Below are 18,992 nucleotides of genomic sequence, written 5' to 3'. Positions count from 1 at the left end.
CGGTAGTCTAATCTTTCCACACATAATCTCATGTTCATACATAATAGAGTCTTAAACTTTCTAACTCCAAAGGTAATGCTATTTTGCTTGCTACATTCTTTGTACTACTACTAACTATAATTCTAAATTCTATCTAAATCTGGTAGCCAATAATTGAAGTTTTTTCACGCTGAAATCAACGCCCTTATCTTATTTAAATCTTTTATACTATTTAAAATAAAGTTATCCATTAACTTCCCATCTTGATTTATTAATAAGGCTGCAGGTGCTGAGTGTATACTATATTTTTGAAATAACTCTGGCTTTACAACGTATCGTAGATTGTGCTCACTCAAAATATTAAAATACTCTTCCCCAATGTTTCCATTCGCAATAAATAACATATTATTTACATCCAATTGGTGGTTTGCGTCTATGTTTGTTATTATTCTTTTACATGTTGGACATGTTTCTGAAATAAATATTAATGTTTTAGGGTATTCTTGATTAGGCTCAACCTTGAAAATGTTTTTAAATTGATCTTTTACCCGAAAATGCGGAACCATACTACCTCTTATAAGTCCTTGATCACCATTGATTCGACCGAATTGGGTCATTTTAGTAATAAATATATTCGTATGTTTCATAAAAGTTAATAATAAGATACTTTGCAGGATGACGACAATCCATAAAATAATATACGTAATTAATAATAGTTTATCCATAATTTTCACCTCGAAGTTTTTTTACTTTAAAAGCCAGACTAATCGTTTCAATTGAAATTAGAAAAGAAACCAGACCAATAATTGTTAGTGATTGAATAAGCCAAAATGTCAAATCAAAGTCGTAAGTTACAGGTGTTTGCATGGCTCTGAAAGCTAAAATAAGAATTATTACAATTAGAGAAACATTTCTCCATATTAATTTGGGTGAAATCTTATGATTTCCAACTAATCCCCCACAGCCACAATCTAAATCAGTTCTTCCCCTTCTCAAGTTGACAGCTATAGCTACAGTATAAACCGATAATAACAATGCACCATTAATTAGTGTTAATTCTAGAAAGACACCAAAAATTAAGCAAACTGCAATGATTAACTCGTAAATTGCATCCATTATTGAAAAAGAAAAGGTATATCGCTCAGGAACAATTTGATAAGCCGATACTGAAAGATAGTGACTCTGCATATCAAACAATTTAATTAAACTAGAACTTAAAAACATATAGCCTAATAGCGTATTAATGAAAAACTCTATTCCAATCATAATGCTCGTTTCCTTTTTTCTTCTTTTTCATACATAGATGCTTGCTTCAGATACAGTTCCATGTATTCTCCCCCTTTGCGCATTAACTCCTCATGTGATCCACATTCAACTAAGGAACCGTTTTTCAAAACTAATATTTTATCTGCCAAGTGACATGAGTACATTCGATGAGATATATAAAACGTCATCTTATCTTGCGAAATCTCTTTAAAACTTTTAAATAGCTCATATTCAGCTGAGGGATCAAGAGCAGCAGTAGGCTCGTCTAAAATAACTATCTGCGAATCTTTATACAAAGCTCTTGCTAAAGCTATTTTTTGCCACTGTCCACCAGAAAGATCTGTACTATTTTCAAAAAGCCTACCTAATCTGGATTTATATTGATTTGGTAAACGATCAATAAAAGAATCCGAGCCAACTTGTTCAGACACTTCTTTAACTCTTGAAACTACAGGCTTTTCAGATAATGTAATATTTTCATTTACTGTAAATTCATACTGATTAAAATCTTGGAAAATAATACTAATGTTATCCATTATATTTTTATTATTGATTTTATTAATATCTATGTGATCATATTTAATCGTTCCTTGACTACCTTCATATAACCCCAACAGACATTTGACCAAAGTAGATTTCCCTGCACCATTTTCTCCAACTATCATTACCGTTTCTCCCAACCCTACATTGAAAGAGATATCTTTTAACACATGTTTATTTGTTCCTGGATAAGCAAATGATAGGTTATTAACAGAGACTCCTTTCTGCATAACAGGAAAAAGTTGACGCTCAGTTGACATTTCATCTAAATCAAATAATGCTCTTATATCACTAATATAAAAATGTGTACTCGCCAAACTCGATACTACCATCGATAGACTACCAATACTTGCTTGAGCCTTTTGAATAGCTTCTAAGCTTGCAACAAAATCACCTAACCGAATACTCTTATTTATATAAAGCATGACAAGAATAAAAGTCCCTACTAGTAATATTGTGAAGGAATAGATACTAACTAGGATACTGCGAATATGGTGACTAATGCTTAATTTCACCATCTCTCTATTATTCTTTTTAAAAGACGTAGCCCACTTCTTAACGAGAAATTCAGAAGTATTATATGCTCTCATTTCCTTATTACTATTTCTCTTTGAAAACAAATTAAAAATATACGCTTGCTCTCTTGCTAGGGGAGTTTGAAATTTCATTAAGAAAAAATTCTTTTTACCAAACTTTGCTTCTATGAGTAAAGATGGAAGTACTGCTAACAATGGAATAAATACTAAGGACCAATGCATAATAAAAAGGAACCAAAGTACACTTACAAACGAAAACAAGCTTTTTATTCCTTCTAAAGAGCTTGTAATAGTAGCTAAAAACCTAGACCCGATATCCCCTTGAACTCTCTCTAAGTGATTTACGAAATCTGCATTTTCAAAATGAACAAAATCTATGGCAGATAATTTTTGAAACAGATCATTTTGAAGATAAAAATCTAGCTTCTGGGATAAAATAAGTTCTAGTAAAGTATTTATTCTACTAATTACTTCCCTAATCAGTAGCACTCCAAATTGTAGACCTACGAGCATTAATACTTTTTTTGTATCTATTCCAACATCTAGTAATCCTTGAAGGGAATTGATTAATTTAGTTGTAATAATCAATTGAGCTACTGGAAGAAAACTTAAAATAATAGTCAAAATCATAATACAAACAAAAATGTATTTGGATGCCCTTAATACCTGTTTCAATGCAAAGAAAAAGTTTCTAGAAAAAAGTAACATTTCCTCTCCTTCCTAATTACAATAATAAATTTTCTCTGTGTTAAATTATAACTATTAATTTACATAAAATCCTTATCTTCTAGTTGAGAAATATTTATAAAAAAACACATACTAATCAGTGAAATTTGATGCGATTTTCTCAATAGCTGGAGGGTTTTTTTGGAATTATATATTTGATATGATCTAAGTACACTATGAATTCTACCAGGGTTCAGCAAGTGGTGTACTATTAAATATGCAAGAGAAAAGATCATCTATAGGAGGTGAATTTATGAAGCTCTTTAAACTTTTAGGACCTATCGGTTGTGGTTGTTCTAAAACTTATTGCTCAAACAATTGTAACCACCCCTTCGTAGGAACTAAATACGAAAAAACGTGGGATTGCACAACAGGCACTGACTGTTTCGGACCTGTTAAAATTGGCGATAACTGTCAATGTTTACTATAATTATTATTCACTTGAAGGTTAACAATCACGTTCGTTTGTTAACCTTCTTTATACTTACTATAAAGAGGTACAATTATTATGAGCTCTATATTGCTACTTACTTTACTATTCTTCCATATTATTATCATATATATAGGTTTCAATTCTATTAAAAAAGCACAAGCATTATTACAATTTATAGCTGATGTTAATCCCGAAGAATTACAAGAGACCTCACTTCCAGTAGGCATGCGTGCACCTGACTTTAACTTACAAGATGTAAATGGAAATCATTTCACACTTGATTCTTTTTCAAATAAACCTATTAGCATGCTAATTGTTGCTACTGATTGTGATGCTTGTTCTATTGATAAAGTAGAGTTTGAACAAGCTGCGAGACGGTATCCCGAATTTAATTTTTTATTAATTATAGCTAATCATAAAATGGAAACAAGCGAATCGGTTCACATAAACGAGCATAAAAACTATTATATTCTTAAAAGTAACGATACATTTCTTAAAGAATTTCAAATTAAGTTCTTCCCAACCTTTATTATGTTAAATGAGCATAAAGAAATAGTTGGTTACCCTATCATTACAGAACATATCGCTAAATATAGTCGCGCATTAACTTAATCATGACAAAGGAAAAACTCGGTAACAATGATTTAAAGGTGATATAAAATTAAAAAGGAAATTGATCTATGACGATTGCTTTGTTAAGCAATGGTCATATTTTATTTGAGGATGGTTAAGATACGGAGGTAAAAATGATTGACTGATACTACCGAGGTTTATGAGAATTCAAAGACCTAAAATTTAATGATTTAGCATCGTATAACCGCATTGCATATGCATGTACTTGATTGAGCTTACTGTAAAATAATATAAATGAAAAACTACAAGAAGTTTAAAAAAAGATAACCCATATATTGTTATGACAGGGTTATCTCTTTTATTTAATCTATTACATTAGTATTCGTATCGGGAAGATCAGCATCGTCGTTTAATAGTACTGCAAAACTCATCATTGATGTTAAAACTGAAGCGATCAAACACCATTTCATAATATTTTTTTTCATTAAATATCTCTCCTTTAGTTAGCATTTTTTAAAGCATCATATGCTTGTTGGAAGTAATATGAAGACATCTTATATTGCTGTTTATTTTCATAATATTTGGCTATCCATTCAGCATAATCCGAATAGGATTTCCATTTGTTAGAATCTTTAAGTTCATTTAACCATTTTTTAATCAATTTTTCATCAATTACTTCAGTTTCTTTAGCCTTACACAGTTCTTCAAGTAGTCTAAACTCTGTTTGGACAGCAGCGTAGAATGGATGTTCCTTCATTTCATTTAACCCTTCTCTGCATAAATCGAGATGTCCAGAGCGAAAGTATAGTTTTAACAAAGTAATAACTGACAAAATTAATGATTTATCATCATATTCTTGTTTAATTTCAATACATTTTTCCAGTAATTTAATAGAATCTTCAACATTTCCTATATCTTCATTTATTAAAGCTTTATTATGGAATATTTTCGCCAGAATTTTACTATTATTATTTTGGTTCGCAAGTTTCTCGCATTTATCATATGCATTTAATGCTAATGAGAATTCTTTTAATCTCATATAGGATACCCCTAATAATAAGTAACAATCTAGACTTCTATTAAGATTAAAAGCTTCTTTAAATATCGCCAATGACTTTTCAGTATAATAAATGCATCGGTAAGTTTTATAAAGATTATATGAACTTAAAGCATATAGATAATATGTATATCCTTCAATCCATTCTTCAACATTAAATAGTTTTAATAACTGTAGACATCGATCAACCGAGTTCATAGCTATTTGAAAGTTAGATTGATTTAGGTGAAAATGACATTTATACAAACTAAAAAGGATCTTATTCTCATTGGACATTTGGGAATATACACTATCTAGTTCCTTCTCTAATGATTGAACTTCTTTACCTTGATTAGTTAGTATATAGAACCTTAAAGAAATAATATTGCAATAAACATGCATCGATGAATCTAATGTCCTAGAACTGTCTTCTAGTAATTCAAATATTTTAGACTCTAACAATTTCGCAGAAGCTGGATTTATGAACATTTCATAGTGGACTTCCCTTAATTTTCTTCTTATATCCTCCACAGAATTTGTTGCCTTTTCATAAGCCGCTCTATATTTGAGACGATCTAATAGTAAGTTAAGAATTTCTCTTGAACTTTCAATTTTTTCATTTTCAATCTTACTTAAATAAGATACTGAACATATTCCCTTAGCTAACTCACTTTGAGAGAGTGCCCTTCTTTGCCTATAAATTTTTATTATTTTACCTATACTCTCCATACTACCCATATCACTACCTTTATAGCATACAAACAATAACAAAAATTGGTCATTAGCACCTATATTATAACTTAATTATCTTTTAATTCCAAATCATTAATAAAAATGAATATTCAAATTAAAATACCCTTTTCACTTGAACAAGGTGTCATCAAAGGTTTTAAATCCCCGGTCAATCGCATTGAAGTAAATGAAGACAGTAGTTTTTATATACATTATCAATTCTCTGCTCCAAAAAATGAATAAAAGCAGGAAACTCAATATAAGTTTCCTGCTAAAGTCACTTTTTTTACTAATGCCACCGATAGTCTTAGTTGACTCATATACTGCATCATATAAAAATTCTTTGTCGTATTCAACATCTTGAGCTTTCGCTGACCCTCTATTTTATAGTAATTATTCTCTAAGACTATAAAACTTATATAAAGATACGCCTGTCTTGATTGATTATACTCTTGGTCAAGCTCTTAGTTCGTTACGGAGGACTATATGGAGTTTTATATATCCTTTCCATACTACATTACCATTTTCTCAATGACTCTTTCTTGTTACTTCTCAATAACTTAGTAATTATCTACAAAACTATCTTTTCAGCATTCTTTCATATAGATACTCTTTTCTACTATGATTAAAACGTAGTTTATATCTTTTAGGATTATTCTTTTGAAACTTTCTTTCACGAGCGATTGATCACTGTTTCTTTTTGCAACATTTACTTTCATGACATTCCTTGTAAATGGTTGTTAGACTAGTAATCACTCTGAATAGCCTATTTGGAAAGGAATACAATTGGTATTAGCACCCTATACTATTTTTCTTTTGCAGAAATAACGGCCCCAGTCATAGCATCAATGTACTGGATGGGAGTTCTGGAATACAGGTCACAAGCTTGGTATACAAGGATATGAGATTCCGTTGAACCACCATAATTTTTGTTCCAAGTCAATTCAAAGTCCAAATGATTGAAAAATATATCTCTCGCTTCTTCTTTTGAAATTGCTGGCTCTGCTGGGATTTGACTCAATTGTTCGATGTCAAAACTTGGCCCGCTATAATTATCAATTTGTCCTGTTTCACAATTCACTGTAACTACTACTTTTTCTAACTGAACTGGTATGCCATTACCATTATATATACGGAAAGAAAATGTTTCTTTTTTTCTCGTATCGTGCACTTCTTCCCCATTCTCTCGAACAACCAATTGTAGATATTTATGATAACTTGGAATGACCCCTTCAAGGAATTGTGTCGCATGTTGAAAACATTCTTCACGAGTGAGTCTAAGATCACCACTCCGTTCATTGAACCAGACAAAACTTCTAACTTTGCCTGTTTCCTTTAATATGAAGGCTTTAACTGTATCTTCTGTATGTCTCCTCAAAAAGCCCTCAAAAGATAAGTCCTGCCCCTCCATCTTCCAGTTCCGGTCCCGCCATACAATGCCTATTTCTTCCCCCATATCAACTTCCCTAATAACTTCAAATTCATCTGATATTCCAATGACCTCTTTAATAGATAAATCTTTTTTTATAGCCGTATTCAAAGGATCTGCAAGTAGAACATAGGTTTCTGGAACATCTTCATCATGTATAATGCTCAAGGTTGGGGTCAATACATCCGCTTTGTATTTCATGAAAGATGGCTCTAGTTCATAAACAAGACGGAGTCCATCATCTGCTACATTATGATTAATAGTATATAGCTTCGTAATAGCTTCCTTAAAATTCAGCCTATTTTTTACGTGTTCAATTAGTTTCTCTTTTGAAATCAAAGTTGTTGGTATTTTGGGTATCTGACTCTCAACTTTATAAGAAAATTTCACAACATTACCCATTTGATCTACGTCAATAATACAGCCAGAAGATTTAAGTGGTAAGTCCATGACAACCCGTTCATAGTTAAAGCGATATGCATGATCCAGTTTTCTCATTTCAGAGAAAGTTAAATCATTTAAAGCGTCAGGATAATGACTAAGTAAAAATTGCTCCGCTCGTTCTTTTTTTTCCTCTACATCTGAAGGAACAGTATTGGAATTTCTACCATCACCCATGTCAATTGTTAAACTTGTCAAATTACCGGACAAATCAAGATTAATAATAACCCCTTTATCTCTTTTTTCATTCGCCCATGAAAACATTGCCTTACCTTCTCCATTCTTTCCCTCAGCATACTCCTCTATGATAGGTTGAAAATTAGCTGGAATTTCGACTATCGACAATGCTCGTTTCCGTAATGCTTCTTTTAGCATACTATATACCTCCAAGTTTCTAGTATGTATTTTTTATATCTATCTTATTTGACCTTTTCATTTATTATTCTTGTTAATTGTGTAGTGAAGTTGCTAGTTAACTCAATTATTAATCCCAATAATACTATTTCATTCATTCTATCTTCAGTTAAGTAAACAGATTTGTAGCGAATACTCGCTCTCATCAAATCGTCGTCAATTTTAATTAAGGTATCATATAGAAATCTCTAACTACTCCTCTTTCCATGAATGTTAGGTAAAGTAATAACAGAGTATGATCCTTAATTTTTTCTTCCAAACACTTCCTAGTTTATTTTTTAGTCTATTAGAAAAGCCAACTTTTTACAATAGTATTCCTTCATCGATAACTGCGATTGTGAAATTGAACTAAGAGATGAAAAAAGCAGAAAGGGACGTCTATTTATCTATTTGAAAGAACAACTTGATAGAGTAAAAGGAGAATTACTACATACCTTACCTGGTCGTTTCATTCCGTATTTAGAGAATGGTACATTAAATCAACCTACACTACCTAAAGCAGTATGAGAGGATTATTTACAATGGATGCGGGAAGCGCGCAAGGAATTTGAACCTAGATGCTGCATATAAACAAAAAAACAAGCTGTTCGTTTTTTATCAAATGCAATTTAAGATAAAATGTTTTGCGGGAATCTTGCATGACTCAACTATTGAACGAGACGGGAATACACTTCACCTTTCCGTTAGTACAGATGGTGGGTTTTCCTCAAAATTGTTTATTCACCTCATTTTAAAATGTATGACATCTGAAGTAATGGAAAAACCAATCCAAGTTGGACAATGGTTTGTTTATGATGAGTTTGCGTTTCGAGTCCGATAGCCAATCGACAATTACAATGAAGGAGTTAGAAGCACAGTATTTTTATTACCCAAAGGAATATACATTATTGAGAAATGATAGGAAGCTTGAACAGACGCCAGTTACTGACTATATTTCAAGTTTAAATTCAGAATGTTCCTATTTGTTGATAACACTACGTATAGAGTGTGCCATCCATTAGTATTGGAGAACACCGCAATTGAAAACCAATCGATTGAATATGGTCAAAGCAGCGGTACCTTGTTTTCTAAATCACTTTAAACGGTCCATCATTAATCATATTTAAAAAATCTTATCGATAAAATTCCCGCGATAATAGTAGTTACAAACACAAATTCCATATGATAAGACTGCCATATATCTCCACCATTCCAAGAGATTTGAAGTATTCTCACTGCATGTGTTGTCGGAAGCATGTAAGAAATCTTTTGCATAAAATCTGGCAATGCTTCAAATGGGAATGTTACACCACCTAAAAAGATTATGACAAAATAAACGATCATAGATAAAGTCTGGGATGTTTTCGGATCTGTTGTTAAGTTCCCAATAAATACCCCAATAAAATAGCACATGACAAAGGAAAGTAACAAAAGGAAAGCAAATGTTACAAAGCTTTTTCCTTCTAAACTTAACGAATATCCTGTCGTCGAAACTACTACTAATAGTATTATGGTGAAAATAGCACATAATAACTGCACAAGGAAGTTCGCAAAAATAAATTGGGTACTTTTAACTGACGCCAACCTTAACCTTCTAAAGAAGTAAATACTTCTCATATAAGAAAAGCCAATACCAACATTACCAATTGCAAGTACAACTACGCTTAGAAAAGCAAACATAGGAAATGTGTAATCAATTGGAGCGATTTCCAATCCGTATAGTTCAAGAGTTTTATTACTAATCCCTGTTTGCATGACAAGAAATAAAATAGGAGCAATTACCCCAAATCCTAAAATAATCCATGTCCTTAACAGTTTTTTCACTTCTAATTGAAATAAAGCATTAACTGTATTCATGTTTTCCTCCTATTGTTATATAGACTCTACAAAATAATCTTGTAAGCTATTAAATTTAGTACCTACTAAAGCTTTTGGAGTAGTTGTTTGTTCAACTTCTCCATCTTTTAACACAACTACTTTGTTACAGAGCTCTTCCACCTCGTCCATATAGTGACTAACCATAATAATTGTTCTCCCTTGTTCATTCAGTTGCTTCAAATACTTCCGCATCTCATGTCTACTAATTGCATCAAGTGAGGTTGTTAGTTCGTCTAGTATTAAGAGCTCAGGGTCATTTAATAGACATAATAGAATGTTTAATTTTTGTTTTTGACCACCTGATAGTGTCTTAATGTATTGCTTCCTGACTTCTATTAAGTCAAACCTTTTTAACAATTCTTCCACTACAGACTGATCTAGCTTATAAATTTTTCTCCAAAGTGTACACATATCATCTACTTTTAGACGGTCGTCAAAGTCACCTGATTGAGTTTGAACACCGATTTTTTTGTATATTTCATTCTCGTTAAATCCGTAAGTTATGTTTCCACTATCTTGATTAACGAGTTTACAAATAATATTTGTAAGTGTAGTTTTGCCTGCGCCATTTTTACCAATTACACCTAAAAAATCGCCCTTATCTACTGTAAAGGTAACACCTTTCAATACTTCTTTTTTTCCATATCTCTTCTTAATATCAACTACTTCTAGCATCAAAACTTCTACACCTCACTTAAAAATTCACATATGAATAATCTAGCAAAAACTATGTAACTTCCCTTAGTTCTCTAATAAAAAGAGGCTAGTTACAACATGTTACGAGTGATTCAAAAATAATTTGAGAATCCTCTACCACTAATGACTAGTAATGATTCCACACTTTATGAACTCCCAAATTTGTTATATTTTGTTATAAAAATATTAAATATTTTCAAATAAATGAAATCGAACCTCCTATGATATACGCTTATATACCCATAATTAATCCATAAATACTGTTAATTGATATCTTTTATATAAAAAATAAGAATCTTTTCATATTTTTTAATGGGGTGATATTTTGATTAGCAATGAGGAATTAGGAGCAATCGTAAAGAAAATACGCAAAGAAAGAAATATTACACAAAAAGAATTAGCTAAAGGGCTTTGTTGTCAAACAACAATTAGTTATTTAGAAAAAGGCAAGGCCTTTCCAAGAATTGACACGATGTATTATATTGCTTCACGGCTAGGAGTTACTGTTGATTACTTTTTTCAACTAATTGAAGAGGAACAAAATATATATGCGAGTGACACCATTACTTTATTAGAAAAGTTGGTTAAAGAAAAGGACTATCAACAAATATTTGAGCTAGCATCAACTGAGAGGATAAATTTAAAATTTAATATTTTTTCTCAAAAATATATTCAATATATTAATTGGCAATATTGGCGTTCTGCTCAATACCTCGGAAAGGTTTCATGGGAAGAATGCGTCAAGGAACTAACCAACTTAATCAATCATCAAACAAAAGAAATTCCTTTATTCCAAGACTTACGTATCAAAAATGTCATGGCAAACGTGTTAGCGGAAAACAGACAAGAGATAGAAGCAAAGAATATCTATCTACAATTACTAGCATATGATCTTGATTTATATGATTATCATAAACTAAAACTAAAAGTTTATTATAACTTGGCTACATTATATATAGACAATAAGGAATACGATTTAGCAAAAGACACTGCTAACAAAGGGATTCATTATTCTAAAAAGATTGAAGACATGTGTATCTTAGGAAACCTCTTCTTTCAAGTAGCATTATGTTCTTTTCAATTGAATAAAAACAAAGATCAGACAAATTATTATTTTGAGCAAGCTAAGTTTTTTTATAAATTTTTTGAGCATTCTATGAATGTAGAATATATTGATATGTAATCTTCAAATAGTATTGTTTCATAACCAGATTCTCAATTCATCATTAAACTGTTAATATTTTTAATAAAATTAAATTAGAAGACAACCAACCAATACTTTTCTTATTTTACATGCAAACTAACTCCTAACTATTATTATATTTGCTTATTTTTCTACCTTTTTAAGTAGACTATTAAAAAACCGCTGAATCTATTTCAAACGGCTTTTTTACCGTGCTTACAAGTTCTTAAAATTTTGTTTATCACATATAACGGAGTTTTATTTCATCTAATGACTAATTAATTTAGACAGTTAGCAAGTTCACGGGTTTTGGGCTTTTATATTAGTGTAATCTTACTAAGGTTTCCATAATAGCCTGTGATCATCAATCATAACTTACACTCAAAACCTTTTACATAGTACACACACTATCGTATATCTTCTCCGTTTTTACATATAAAAATTTGTTAAACTTATAAACTCATAGTGAGTACGCACTTAACTTTTTATATGCATTACTTTGCCACCGTTACTTACTTTTCTACACTTTACTCTTATGTCTTTTTCTTTCATTATATTTTACGAAATTGTTTCGTATATAGCCACTTTTCAATCTGTATGCGAATGAGTGATTCATCCTTGTCCCAAACCTCTCTTTCTAGATTCACTGTTCTATCATGAAAACATCTTCTTTAATTACCTCTTTTTTTATCTTTAGCTATAGAAACTACTATTTTTTATTCTTAAAATTCCTCTCCAATTCTGAAGTTTATTGTACTTTTAGCCTCATCACTTTATAATATTTAGTGACGAGATATATTTTAAAATCTGATTCAGAAAGGAAAATATATAATGAAGAAAACACCAAATTTGTACTTAGGAAATGCACCTTTGCACTCTTCGACGAAAGCGGTTTCGCTTGAAACGGTAACTATGAATAAGGACACTTATTTTAAGATTGCAAACTACAATCAAATGAGTCCATTCTTTATGACAGTAGTAAGTGATGTTGACCTTTGGATGTTTATATCAAGTACTGGCGGGCTGACTTGCGGTCGTAAAAATGAAGAGACAGCTCTATTTCCATATTATACAGATGATAAAATCCATGACAGTATTGAGACAACCGGTTCGCATACAGTCCTAATCGTCAATAAAAATGAAAGAAATTTCCTGTGGAAACCTTTCTCTTTTCATAATGACAATGTATACAAGATTACAAGAAACCTATATAAAAACACTACAGGCAATAAGATTATGTTTGAAGAGATCAACCATGACCTAGAGGTTAGTTATACCTATACATGGAAGAGTAGTGATTTATTTGGATTTATTAAAGAATCTAGCATTGTAAACATGGCTGAAAAAGAAGTAGAGATTAGAGTACTAGACGGAATTCGTAACATACTACCATATGGGGTCAATACGCTTTTGCAAACCACAAAAAGTACGCTTGTCGATGGATATAAACGATGTGAATTAGTAGAAAACGCAGGACTTGGTATTTACACGCTTAGTTCGATCATAACAGATAAAGCTGAGCCAAGTGAATCATTGAAAGCAACGACGGTTTGGTCAAAGGGACTTGAGAACCCTAGCTACCTTCTGTCAGAGCAACAGATTAGAGCGTTCTCACAAAATGAAGAGATTCAAACAGAAGTTGATATTAAGGGTAGAAGAGGTTCTTACTATGTTGTAGATTCTATCCACCTCAAGGGTAGTGAATCAAAAAACTGGTATATAGTAGCTGAACTTAATCAAAGTGCTTCAAAAGTTGAGAAACTTATTAAAGAGGTTATGAACAATCAATCGATTCTTGAAGAGATAGAAGTTGATGTTTCAAAGAGTGAGTACAATCTTAAAAAAATAGTGTTTAATGCAGATGGATTCCAATGTACTTCTAATGAGAAGGAGGGTTATAGACACTTTTCAAATACCCTTTACAATATTATGCGAGGTGGTATATATGCAGATGGCTATGAGATTAATAGAGAGGATTTCAAAGCATTTGTAGGGAGTTGGAATAAAGATGTATATACGAAGCAACTGGATTTTATGAGCAAATTACCTAAAACAATTAACTATAATGAACTGATTGCTTTGGTAACACAGCTTAATTGCAAAGATTTTGAACGTTTAGTATTAGAGTACTTACCACTTACATTCAGTAGGCGACATGGAGATCCAAGTCGACCATGGAATAAATTTAATATAGAGATTACCAAAGAAGATGGAAGCAAGGAGCTAAAGTTTGAAGGGAATTGGCGTGATATATTTCAAAATTGGGAAGCCTTATCCATTTCCTACCCTGCATATACGGAGAGTATAATTGCTAAATTCGTAAATGCATCAACAGCAGACGGGTATAACCCATATCGAATTACGAAAGACGGAATTGACTGGGAGAAGCTTGACCCTGAAGATCCGTGGTCAAATATTGGATACTGGGGAGATCATCAAATTATTTATCTTTTAAAGCTAATGGAATTATCAAAGGCTTATAATCCTGAAAAGTTACAGGATCTTCTTCAAAAAGACATTTTTGTTTATGCGAATGTGCCCTATAGGATTAAAGGATTTAATGCATTAGTCGACGATCCTAGAAACAGTATTATTTATAGTGACGAGAGTGATCAACTTATTGACAACAAAGTTGCAAGTCTTGGATCAGATGGTAAGTTAGTTTGCAACAAGGATGGTATCTACAAAGTTAATTTAACGGAAAAACTTTTGGTTACTATTCTTGCTAAGTTCTCTAACTATGTGCCTGAGGGTGGTATTTGGATGAATACTCAACGTCCAGAGTGGAACGATGCTAACAACGCTCTTGTTGGGAATGGTTTGTCAATGGTTACTCTGTATTATTTGCATCGTTTCCAAGCTTATATGAGTCAAATAGTTAAGGAAATTAAAGAGGACTCAGTTGAGGTTTCAGTTGAAGTGCTTCAGATGTTCAATAATACATTGGAGGTATTTAAGGATAGTAAACAATATCTTGGCGAAAAAATATCTGACGACACTCGTTTTAATATTGTCAAAGCGTTAGGTAAAATTGGCGAAACATATAGAAATTCTATATATGATAATGGTTTTACAGGAGAAAAAGCAGCACTTTCTATAGAGTCCTTTAAAGAATTTATTGAGGTTTCAATGGTCCATTTAAAAGATTCAATTAAAAAGAATAAACGAGAAGACGGTCTATACCACTCATACAATCTCATCAGATTTGATAAGGAAAACGAAAACTGTAGCATATCAAATCTTTATGAGATGTTAGAAGGTCAGGTTGCCGTTCTAAGTTCAAAAGCTTTAGATGGAAAAGAAGCCATTAATGTACTAGAGGCACTTAGAAATAGTTCTATTTATCGTGAAGACCAAGACAGCTATATGCTCTATCCAAACCGTGAGTTGCCAAAGTTCTTAGAGAAAAATGTGATTCCTGATGAACAAGTTATGTCATCAACTGTTTTAAAAACAGAACTGAATCAGAATTGCACACGGTTTATTGAAAAAGATGTGAATGGGAAGTACCATTTTAACGGTAGATTCAGAAACGGTGAAGAGATTCGAGAAGCACTAAAAGCGACAAAAGAGTATAAGGATGAGGATATACAAATTGTTGAAGAAATATACTCAAACCTTTTTGACCATCATGCTTTCACAGGACGCTCCGGTACCTTTTATAAGTATGAGGGGTTAGGATCTATCTATTGGCACATGGTATCAAAGCTAGTTTTGGCGACACAAGAAAGCTTCAATGATATATATTGTCAAAATGGTATGGATGAAGAAACTAAGGCGCTTATGAATGAGTATGAAGCTATTAAAGCTGGAATAGGTTTAGAGAAATCACCTGAACATTACGGCGCATTTCCAACAGATGCTTATTCCCATACTCCGAGCTTTGCGGGAGTACAACAACCGGGTATGACCGGACAGGTAAAAGAAGACTTTATCTCTAGACTAGGTGAGTTAGGAGTGAAGGTAGAGGAAGGACGTATTCGTTTTAAACCAGAGTTATTAGCAAAGTCTGAGTTTTTAAAAGAAATGAAAGCCTGGTACCTACCTAGTAATGCTATGGAAACAGAAACAATCCAGTTAGATGAAAATTCCTTAGGATTTACATTCTGTGCCGTTCCGGTAATTTATTACCTAGAGGGCCACAAGAAAATCATCGTTTGTTATAAAGATGGTACAGAAAGCATTTTTGAAGATGTGGATACTTTAGATCTTGTAACAAGTCAATCTATTTTCAGTCGTGATGGTAAGATTGATAAAATTAAAGTATATATTGACGGTAGTGAATTGAAATAATTCTTGAGTTCTGAGTAGATTTTCTGCTCAGAACTTTTTCTTTTTTGGTTAAAAAGGCAAAACGTCTAATTAACATGGCTTATGATGTAAGTTAAAAGAATAATTACTACTATTTTTAAATTTTCGGATAGATTTATTGATATATACACTTATGAATTTTACGAAGGATTCAGGGGTCAACTGAAAGACATTAGGCCAGGCTTGTAATAATAACAAATATTTCCCCTAGCTAAAATGTAATGAGGCAAATATTAAAGTCCGCTCGAAACGTTGATCCATGAGTGAAAATGAAAGCATTTATGGATATGTAGGTTTAAAGCATAAAATACATAAAATTGTAAGAAATGTATTAATTACTTAATTTCACAAAAGGTGAAATGGCTATTTTGTCGAATCCCTTATAGTTGGATCAAAAACAATCGAGGGGGATTTTTGGTGAAAAAGACGTTATTATTATCGATTATTATTGTATCTTCTTTAATACTTTCAGCTTGTGGAAATGATGATACTGCTGCTGCAACAAAAAAAGAAGAGCCAGAAAAAACCGAAGTTAAACTTGAAGTCGAAAAGAAAGATAATACGGAAACTGAACCAACAACTGAAAAAAATGTTGAAAGTAATACTTCAGTAGAAAATGTTGAAAATAATACTTTAATTGAAAGTGTTGAAAGAAAAATAACAACAGAAAGTGCTGAGAGTGACATAACAACAGAAAGATTTAAAATTAATAAAGATAACGCAAAAGAGCTTGAGGTCTCGTTAACCCAAGAATCTGGGGATTTGTTTGTTTCCAAAGGTGGTAATAATTGGGTAGAAGGAGCTCTTGAATATGGATACTTTGATAAAGGTGAAAATGATAGTCTAGAAGCAAAATATCTTAGACCGGAACTTTCATTTGAGTTAATTGGAGACAAAGGGAAAATCAACATTCAACATGAGCAAGATGCCTTGTCAAATTCTCCTAAGGTCATTAAAGATTTTTCTCTTGAAACAAAAAATATGTGGGATATTGATCTCACAAATGAAATCCCGATAAGCCTTGATATCGATACTGGAGCTTCAAACACTGAATTAGATTTAAGAGGCTTACAATTAAAATATTTAGATATCGATTCTGGTGCTGGTAACATAATCCTTGACTTAAGTGGGGATTGGGACAAGAGTTTTGATGTTACAATTGATCAAGGCGTAGGAAATACAACAGTATACCTTCCTACCGATATAGGAGTGAAGATCAGCTCATCAATTGGTTTGGGATTACCTAAATTTGAGGGGCTTAATCCAAAAAATAACGGTATTTATGTTAATGAAGCTTATGACAATGCAGAAGTAATTATTAATCTTAAAGCAAATTTCGGGATCGGAGATAAGGTGGAGTTTATAGTGAAGTAGTAAGATATATAATAAAAAGTAAAACCAGGTGAGAAGTTATATTCACCTGATTTTTTGTTTATTTGCCAAGATTCAAGAATTATTGATAGCTATAAATAGGTAGCATATTATCACTTATGTTTCCCAAGTCATCGAAATGTGGTCAAACACAAAAAATATCGTACAAAACCCTTTAGTTACAGCGATAACAACGCTACGCACTCAATGTGCCCCGTTTGTGGAGTTGTATGTCCACTAGTATATTTAGTTGTATTTTAGTGCGATTTTAGAGGGGATTTTAAATTTCAAATGTACATAACTGCGACTCTGTGTACTTAATATACTTAATTTTGTGGTCATGTGGTCAATTAACTCTAAAAAATCCACGCAACTAATATCAGGATGCCTAATGCTTTAATGGCATCCTTTTCTTCTTTCGAGAAAAACGAGTCTACGACTTCATAGGAGTTTGTACCTTTAACCTTCCGCACCTTAAACGACCATGACTTTAATTCCTCCGTTGGAGCTTCTAACTGTTCTTGTTCCGGGAGAAACCTCCCTAACTCGTCTCTTGTCCGTTTGCTTGATCTCCGCTTTCTTTTCGGCTCTTGATCCAAGATTTTTCTCAAAACGTCTTTCTCTTCCTTCGTTAGCATGGACGTCCTTACCTCCCTTCCCGTTGTCTCTTATCTCTCGCTCCATCCACAACTGGTGAAATCCTTGCTCCCAAGTTGGGGAGGGAGGAGGGACGTCTGCTTTCATGTGCTGCTTAATAGTGTTATTAAATGTATCAGAAAAGGCTGAAGTAAATAAATAATGCGAGTCTTATAATTTGGTTACGGTCAAGGTCTGTAGCTTGAAAAAGCGCATCTTAGCTATACTTGTAGGTGCTGCTTACTCTCAAAGTAGTTTTTCTGAGCAAGCTGGCTGTCAAGGTTATTATGCAGATGGAACAACAGGCGTGCTGGTTGCTTGCTAAATCTAACTAGAATGACTGATTGTACATTTTCCAACAATTATGATATTCTAATCATAGACAAGCATTAACTGCATACAATAAGAAAGACCGAAGGTGCTGTAACACCAACGGTCTAACAATAACGATTCCTTCAGGAGTCGGCGTATTCAGAAATAGACCGCAATCCCTACTGGTATAAGGGCGGTCTATTTTTTGTCGTTTTTGTTAAAAGACAGTACCGAAATGATCAGCCCGCAAAATGCAATTGCCAACATCAACGCTTCAAATACCGTCATACGCCTCACCCCCTTTCATGGGGAATGAAGCCGACCACCCTTAGAAATTCGCTATTGTATTCCAATTATACCATAGTTGCCCATATTGACGTAGGCAAACTAAAAAGGACTCAATTTGATCTGAACCCAAAAAGTTAGACACAGATATTTAGGCAGCTACTAGTGCATGATTTCGGTATTGAATCGGACTCATGCCTTTTAGTTTTGCCTTAATCCGTTTGTGATTATAGTAA

At 32.6% G+C, this 18,992-nt stretch carries 17 protein-coding genes; 7 read left to right on the top strand and 10 right to left on the bottom strand.

Features of this window, described 5'->3' with window-relative positions; genetic code table 11:
* Positions 1 to 164: 164 nt before the first annotated feature.
* Genes ACSVDA_RS21790 through ACSVDA_RS21780 form a run of 3 tightly spaced genes read right to left on the bottom strand, consistent with a single transcriptional unit; the run spans position 165 to position 2,996 of the window.
* On the bottom strand, positions 165 to 704 hold the full coding sequence (locus ACSVDA_RS21790; protein WP_485886073.1) for a thioredoxin domain-containing protein: 540 nt from the start codon (positions 702 to 704) through the stop codon (positions 165 to 167).
* Complete coding sequence (locus ACSVDA_RS21785) at positions 697 to 1,245, bottom strand: MauE/DoxX family redox-associated membrane protein (protein WP_485886071.1); 549 nt, start codon at positions 1,243 to 1,245, stop codon at positions 697 to 699. Before ACSVDA_RS21785 ends, ACSVDA_RS21790 begins: the two co-directional genes overlap by 8 nt.
* On the bottom strand, positions 1,242 to 2,996 hold the full coding sequence (locus ACSVDA_RS21780) for an ABC transporter ATP-binding protein (RefSeq protein WP_485886069.1): 1,755 nt from the start codon (positions 2,994 to 2,996) through the stop codon (positions 1,242 to 1,244). Before ACSVDA_RS21780 ends, ACSVDA_RS21785 begins: the two co-directional genes overlap by 4 nt.
* A gap of 559 nt (positions 2,997 to 3,555) precedes the next feature.
* Between ACSVDA_RS21780 and ACSVDA_RS21775 the strand changes: the two genes are divergently transcribed.
* Positions 3,556 to 4,092: a TlpA family protein disulfide reductase gene (locus tag ACSVDA_RS21775; RefSeq protein WP_485886068.1), complete on the top strand. Its 537-nt coding sequence runs from the start codon at positions 3,556 to 3,558 to the stop codon at positions 4,090 to 4,092.
* Positions 4,093 to 4,552: 460 nt separating this feature from the next.
* Here the strand turns inward: ACSVDA_RS21775 and ACSVDA_RS21770 are convergent, their stop codons facing one another.
* Together ACSVDA_RS21770 and ACSVDA_RS21765 are read right to left on the bottom strand one after the other, a co-directional pair.
* On the bottom strand, positions 4,553 to 5,818 hold the full coding sequence (locus tag ACSVDA_RS21770) for a helix-turn-helix domain-containing protein (RefSeq protein WP_485886066.1): 1,266 nt from the start codon (positions 5,816 to 5,818) through the stop codon (positions 4,553 to 4,555).
* An 808-nt stretch (positions 5,819 to 6,626) separates the two neighbouring features.
* A complete protein-coding gene (locus ACSVDA_RS21765; RefSeq protein WP_485886064.1) occupies positions 6,627 to 8,066 on the bottom strand; it encodes a YcdB/YcdC domain-containing protein in 1,440 nt (479 codons plus the stop codon).
* Between the two features lie 360 nt (positions 8,067 to 8,426).
* On the opposite strand from ACSVDA_RS21765, the gene ACSVDA_RS21760 reads away from it, so the two are divergent.
* Positions 8,427 to 8,612: a DUF4085 family protein gene (locus tag ACSVDA_RS21760; protein WP_485886091.1), complete on the top strand. Its 186-nt coding sequence runs from the start codon at positions 8,427 to 8,429 to the stop codon at positions 8,610 to 8,612.
* 94 nt (positions 8,613 to 8,706) lie between these two features.
* Positions 8,707 to 8,925, top strand: a complete 219-nt coding sequence (locus tag ACSVDA_RS21755) for a DUF4085 family protein (protein ID WP_485886062.1) — start codon at positions 8,707 to 8,709, stop codon at positions 8,923 to 8,925.
* Positions 8,926 to 9,197: 272 nt separating this feature from the next.
* Here the strand turns inward: ACSVDA_RS21755 and ACSVDA_RS21750 are convergent, their stop codons facing one another.
* Both ACSVDA_RS21750 and ACSVDA_RS21745 read right to left on the bottom strand, forming a co-directional pair.
* Positions 9,198 to 9,941: an ABC transporter permease gene (locus tag ACSVDA_RS21750; RefSeq protein WP_485886060.1), complete on the bottom strand. Its 744-nt coding sequence runs from the start codon at positions 9,939 to 9,941 to the stop codon at positions 9,198 to 9,200.
* A 15-nt stretch (positions 9,942 to 9,956) separates the two neighbouring features.
* A complete protein-coding gene (locus ACSVDA_RS21745; protein ID WP_485886058.1) occupies positions 9,957 to 10,637 on the bottom strand; it encodes an ABC transporter ATP-binding protein in 681 nt (226 codons plus the stop codon).
* Positions 10,638 to 10,983: 346 nt separating this feature from the next.
* Here ACSVDA_RS21745 and ACSVDA_RS21740 point away from each other — a divergent pair, with 346 nt between their 5' ends.
* The 3 genes from ACSVDA_RS21740 (at position 10,984) to ACSVDA_RS21730 (ending at position 17,526) form a co-directional block, all read left to right on the top strand.
* Complete coding sequence (locus tag ACSVDA_RS21740; protein WP_485886056.1) at positions 10,984 to 11,841, top strand: helix-turn-helix domain-containing protein; 858 nt, start codon at positions 10,984 to 10,986, stop codon at positions 11,839 to 11,841.
* An 831-nt stretch (positions 11,842 to 12,672) separates the two neighbouring features.
* A complete protein-coding gene (locus ACSVDA_RS21735) occupies positions 12,673 to 16,134 on the top strand; it encodes a hypothetical protein (protein WP_485886054.1) in 3,462 nt (1,153 codons plus the stop codon).
* Between the two features lie 435 nt (positions 16,135 to 16,569).
* A complete protein-coding gene (locus ACSVDA_RS21730) occupies positions 16,570 to 17,526 on the top strand; it encodes a toast rack family protein (protein ID WP_485886052.1) in 957 nt (318 codons plus the stop codon).
* Between the two features lie 353 nt (positions 17,527 to 17,879).
* Here ACSVDA_RS21730 and ACSVDA_RS21725 read toward each other — a convergent pair whose 3' ends face one another.
* Positions 17,880 to 18,161, bottom strand: a complete 282-nt coding sequence (locus ACSVDA_RS21725; protein ID WP_485886050.1) for a hypothetical protein — start codon at positions 18,159 to 18,161, stop codon at positions 17,880 to 17,882.
* A gap of 176 nt (positions 18,162 to 18,337) precedes the next feature.
* Here ACSVDA_RS21725 and ACSVDA_RS21720 point away from each other — a divergent pair, with 176 nt between their 5' ends.
* On the top strand, positions 18,338 to 18,484 hold the full coding sequence (locus tag ACSVDA_RS21720) for a hypothetical protein (RefSeq protein WP_485886048.1): 147 nt from the start codon (positions 18,338 to 18,340) through the stop codon (positions 18,482 to 18,484).
* 185 nt (positions 18,485 to 18,669) lie between these two features.
* Here ACSVDA_RS21720 and ACSVDA_RS21715 read toward each other — a convergent pair whose 3' ends face one another.
* Entirely contained in the window at positions 18,670 to 18,759 is a 90-nt protein-coding gene (locus ACSVDA_RS21715) for a putative holin-like toxin (protein WP_250886775.1), read from the bottom strand.
* A gap of 148 nt (positions 18,760 to 18,907) precedes the next feature.
* Positions 18,908 to 18,992, bottom strand: an 85-nt coding sequence (locus tag ACSVDA_RS21710; RefSeq protein WP_485886090.1) for an IS3 family transposase, incomplete at its 5' end; no start/stop codon positions are given.

Source organism: Cytobacillus sp. Hm23, from assembly GCF_051842895.1.
Lineage (GTDB): Bacteria > Bacillota > Bacilli > Bacillales > SM2101 > Nanhaiella.
The sequence above is the reverse complement of the archived record's forward strand: the minus strand, read 5'-3'. Positions and strand labels throughout refer to the sequence as shown.

Bases quoted from the DNA above. Each gene is read 5' to 3' on its own strand.
- ACSVDA_RS21755 (WP_485886062.1), top strand. From the start codon at position 8,707: ATGCAATTTAAGATAAAATGTTTTGCGGGAATCTTGCATGACTCAACT.
- ACSVDA_RS21725 (WP_485886050.1), bottom strand. From the start codon at position 18,161: ATGCTAACGAAGGAAGAGAAAGACGTTTTGAGAAAAATCTTGGATCAA.
- ACSVDA_RS21785 (WP_485886071.1), bottom strand. From the start codon at position 1,245: ATGATTGGAATAGAGTTTTTCATTAATACGCTATTAGGCTATATGTTT.
- ACSVDA_RS21790 (WP_485886073.1), bottom strand. From the start codon at position 704: ATGGATAAACTATTATTAATTACGTATATTATTTTATGGATTGTCGTC.
- ACSVDA_RS21775 (WP_485886068.1), top strand. From the start codon at position 3,556: ATGAGCTCTATATTGCTACTTACTTTACTATTCTTCCATATTATTATC.
- ACSVDA_RS21745 (WP_485886058.1), bottom strand. From the start codon at position 10,637: ATGCTAGAAGTAGTTGATATTAAGAAGAGATATGGAAAAAAAGAAGTA.
- ACSVDA_RS21765 (WP_485886064.1), bottom strand. From the start codon at position 8,066: ATGCTAAAAGAAGCATTACGGAAACGAGCATTGTCGATAGTCGAAATT.
- ACSVDA_RS21770 (WP_485886066.1), bottom strand. From the start codon at position 5,818: ATGGAGAGTATAGGTAAAATAATAAAAATTTATAGGCAAAGAAGGGCA.
- ACSVDA_RS21750 (WP_485886060.1), bottom strand. From the start codon at position 9,941: ATGAATACAGTTAATGCTTTATTTCAATTAGAAGTGAAAAAACTGTTA.
- ACSVDA_RS21715 (WP_250886775.1), bottom strand. From the start codon at position 18,759: ATGACGGTATTTGAAGCGTTGATGTTGGCAATTGCATTTTGCGGGCTG.
- ACSVDA_RS21735 (WP_485886054.1), top strand. From the start codon at position 12,673: ATGAAGAAAACACCAAATTTGTACTTAGGAAATGCACCTTTGCACTCT.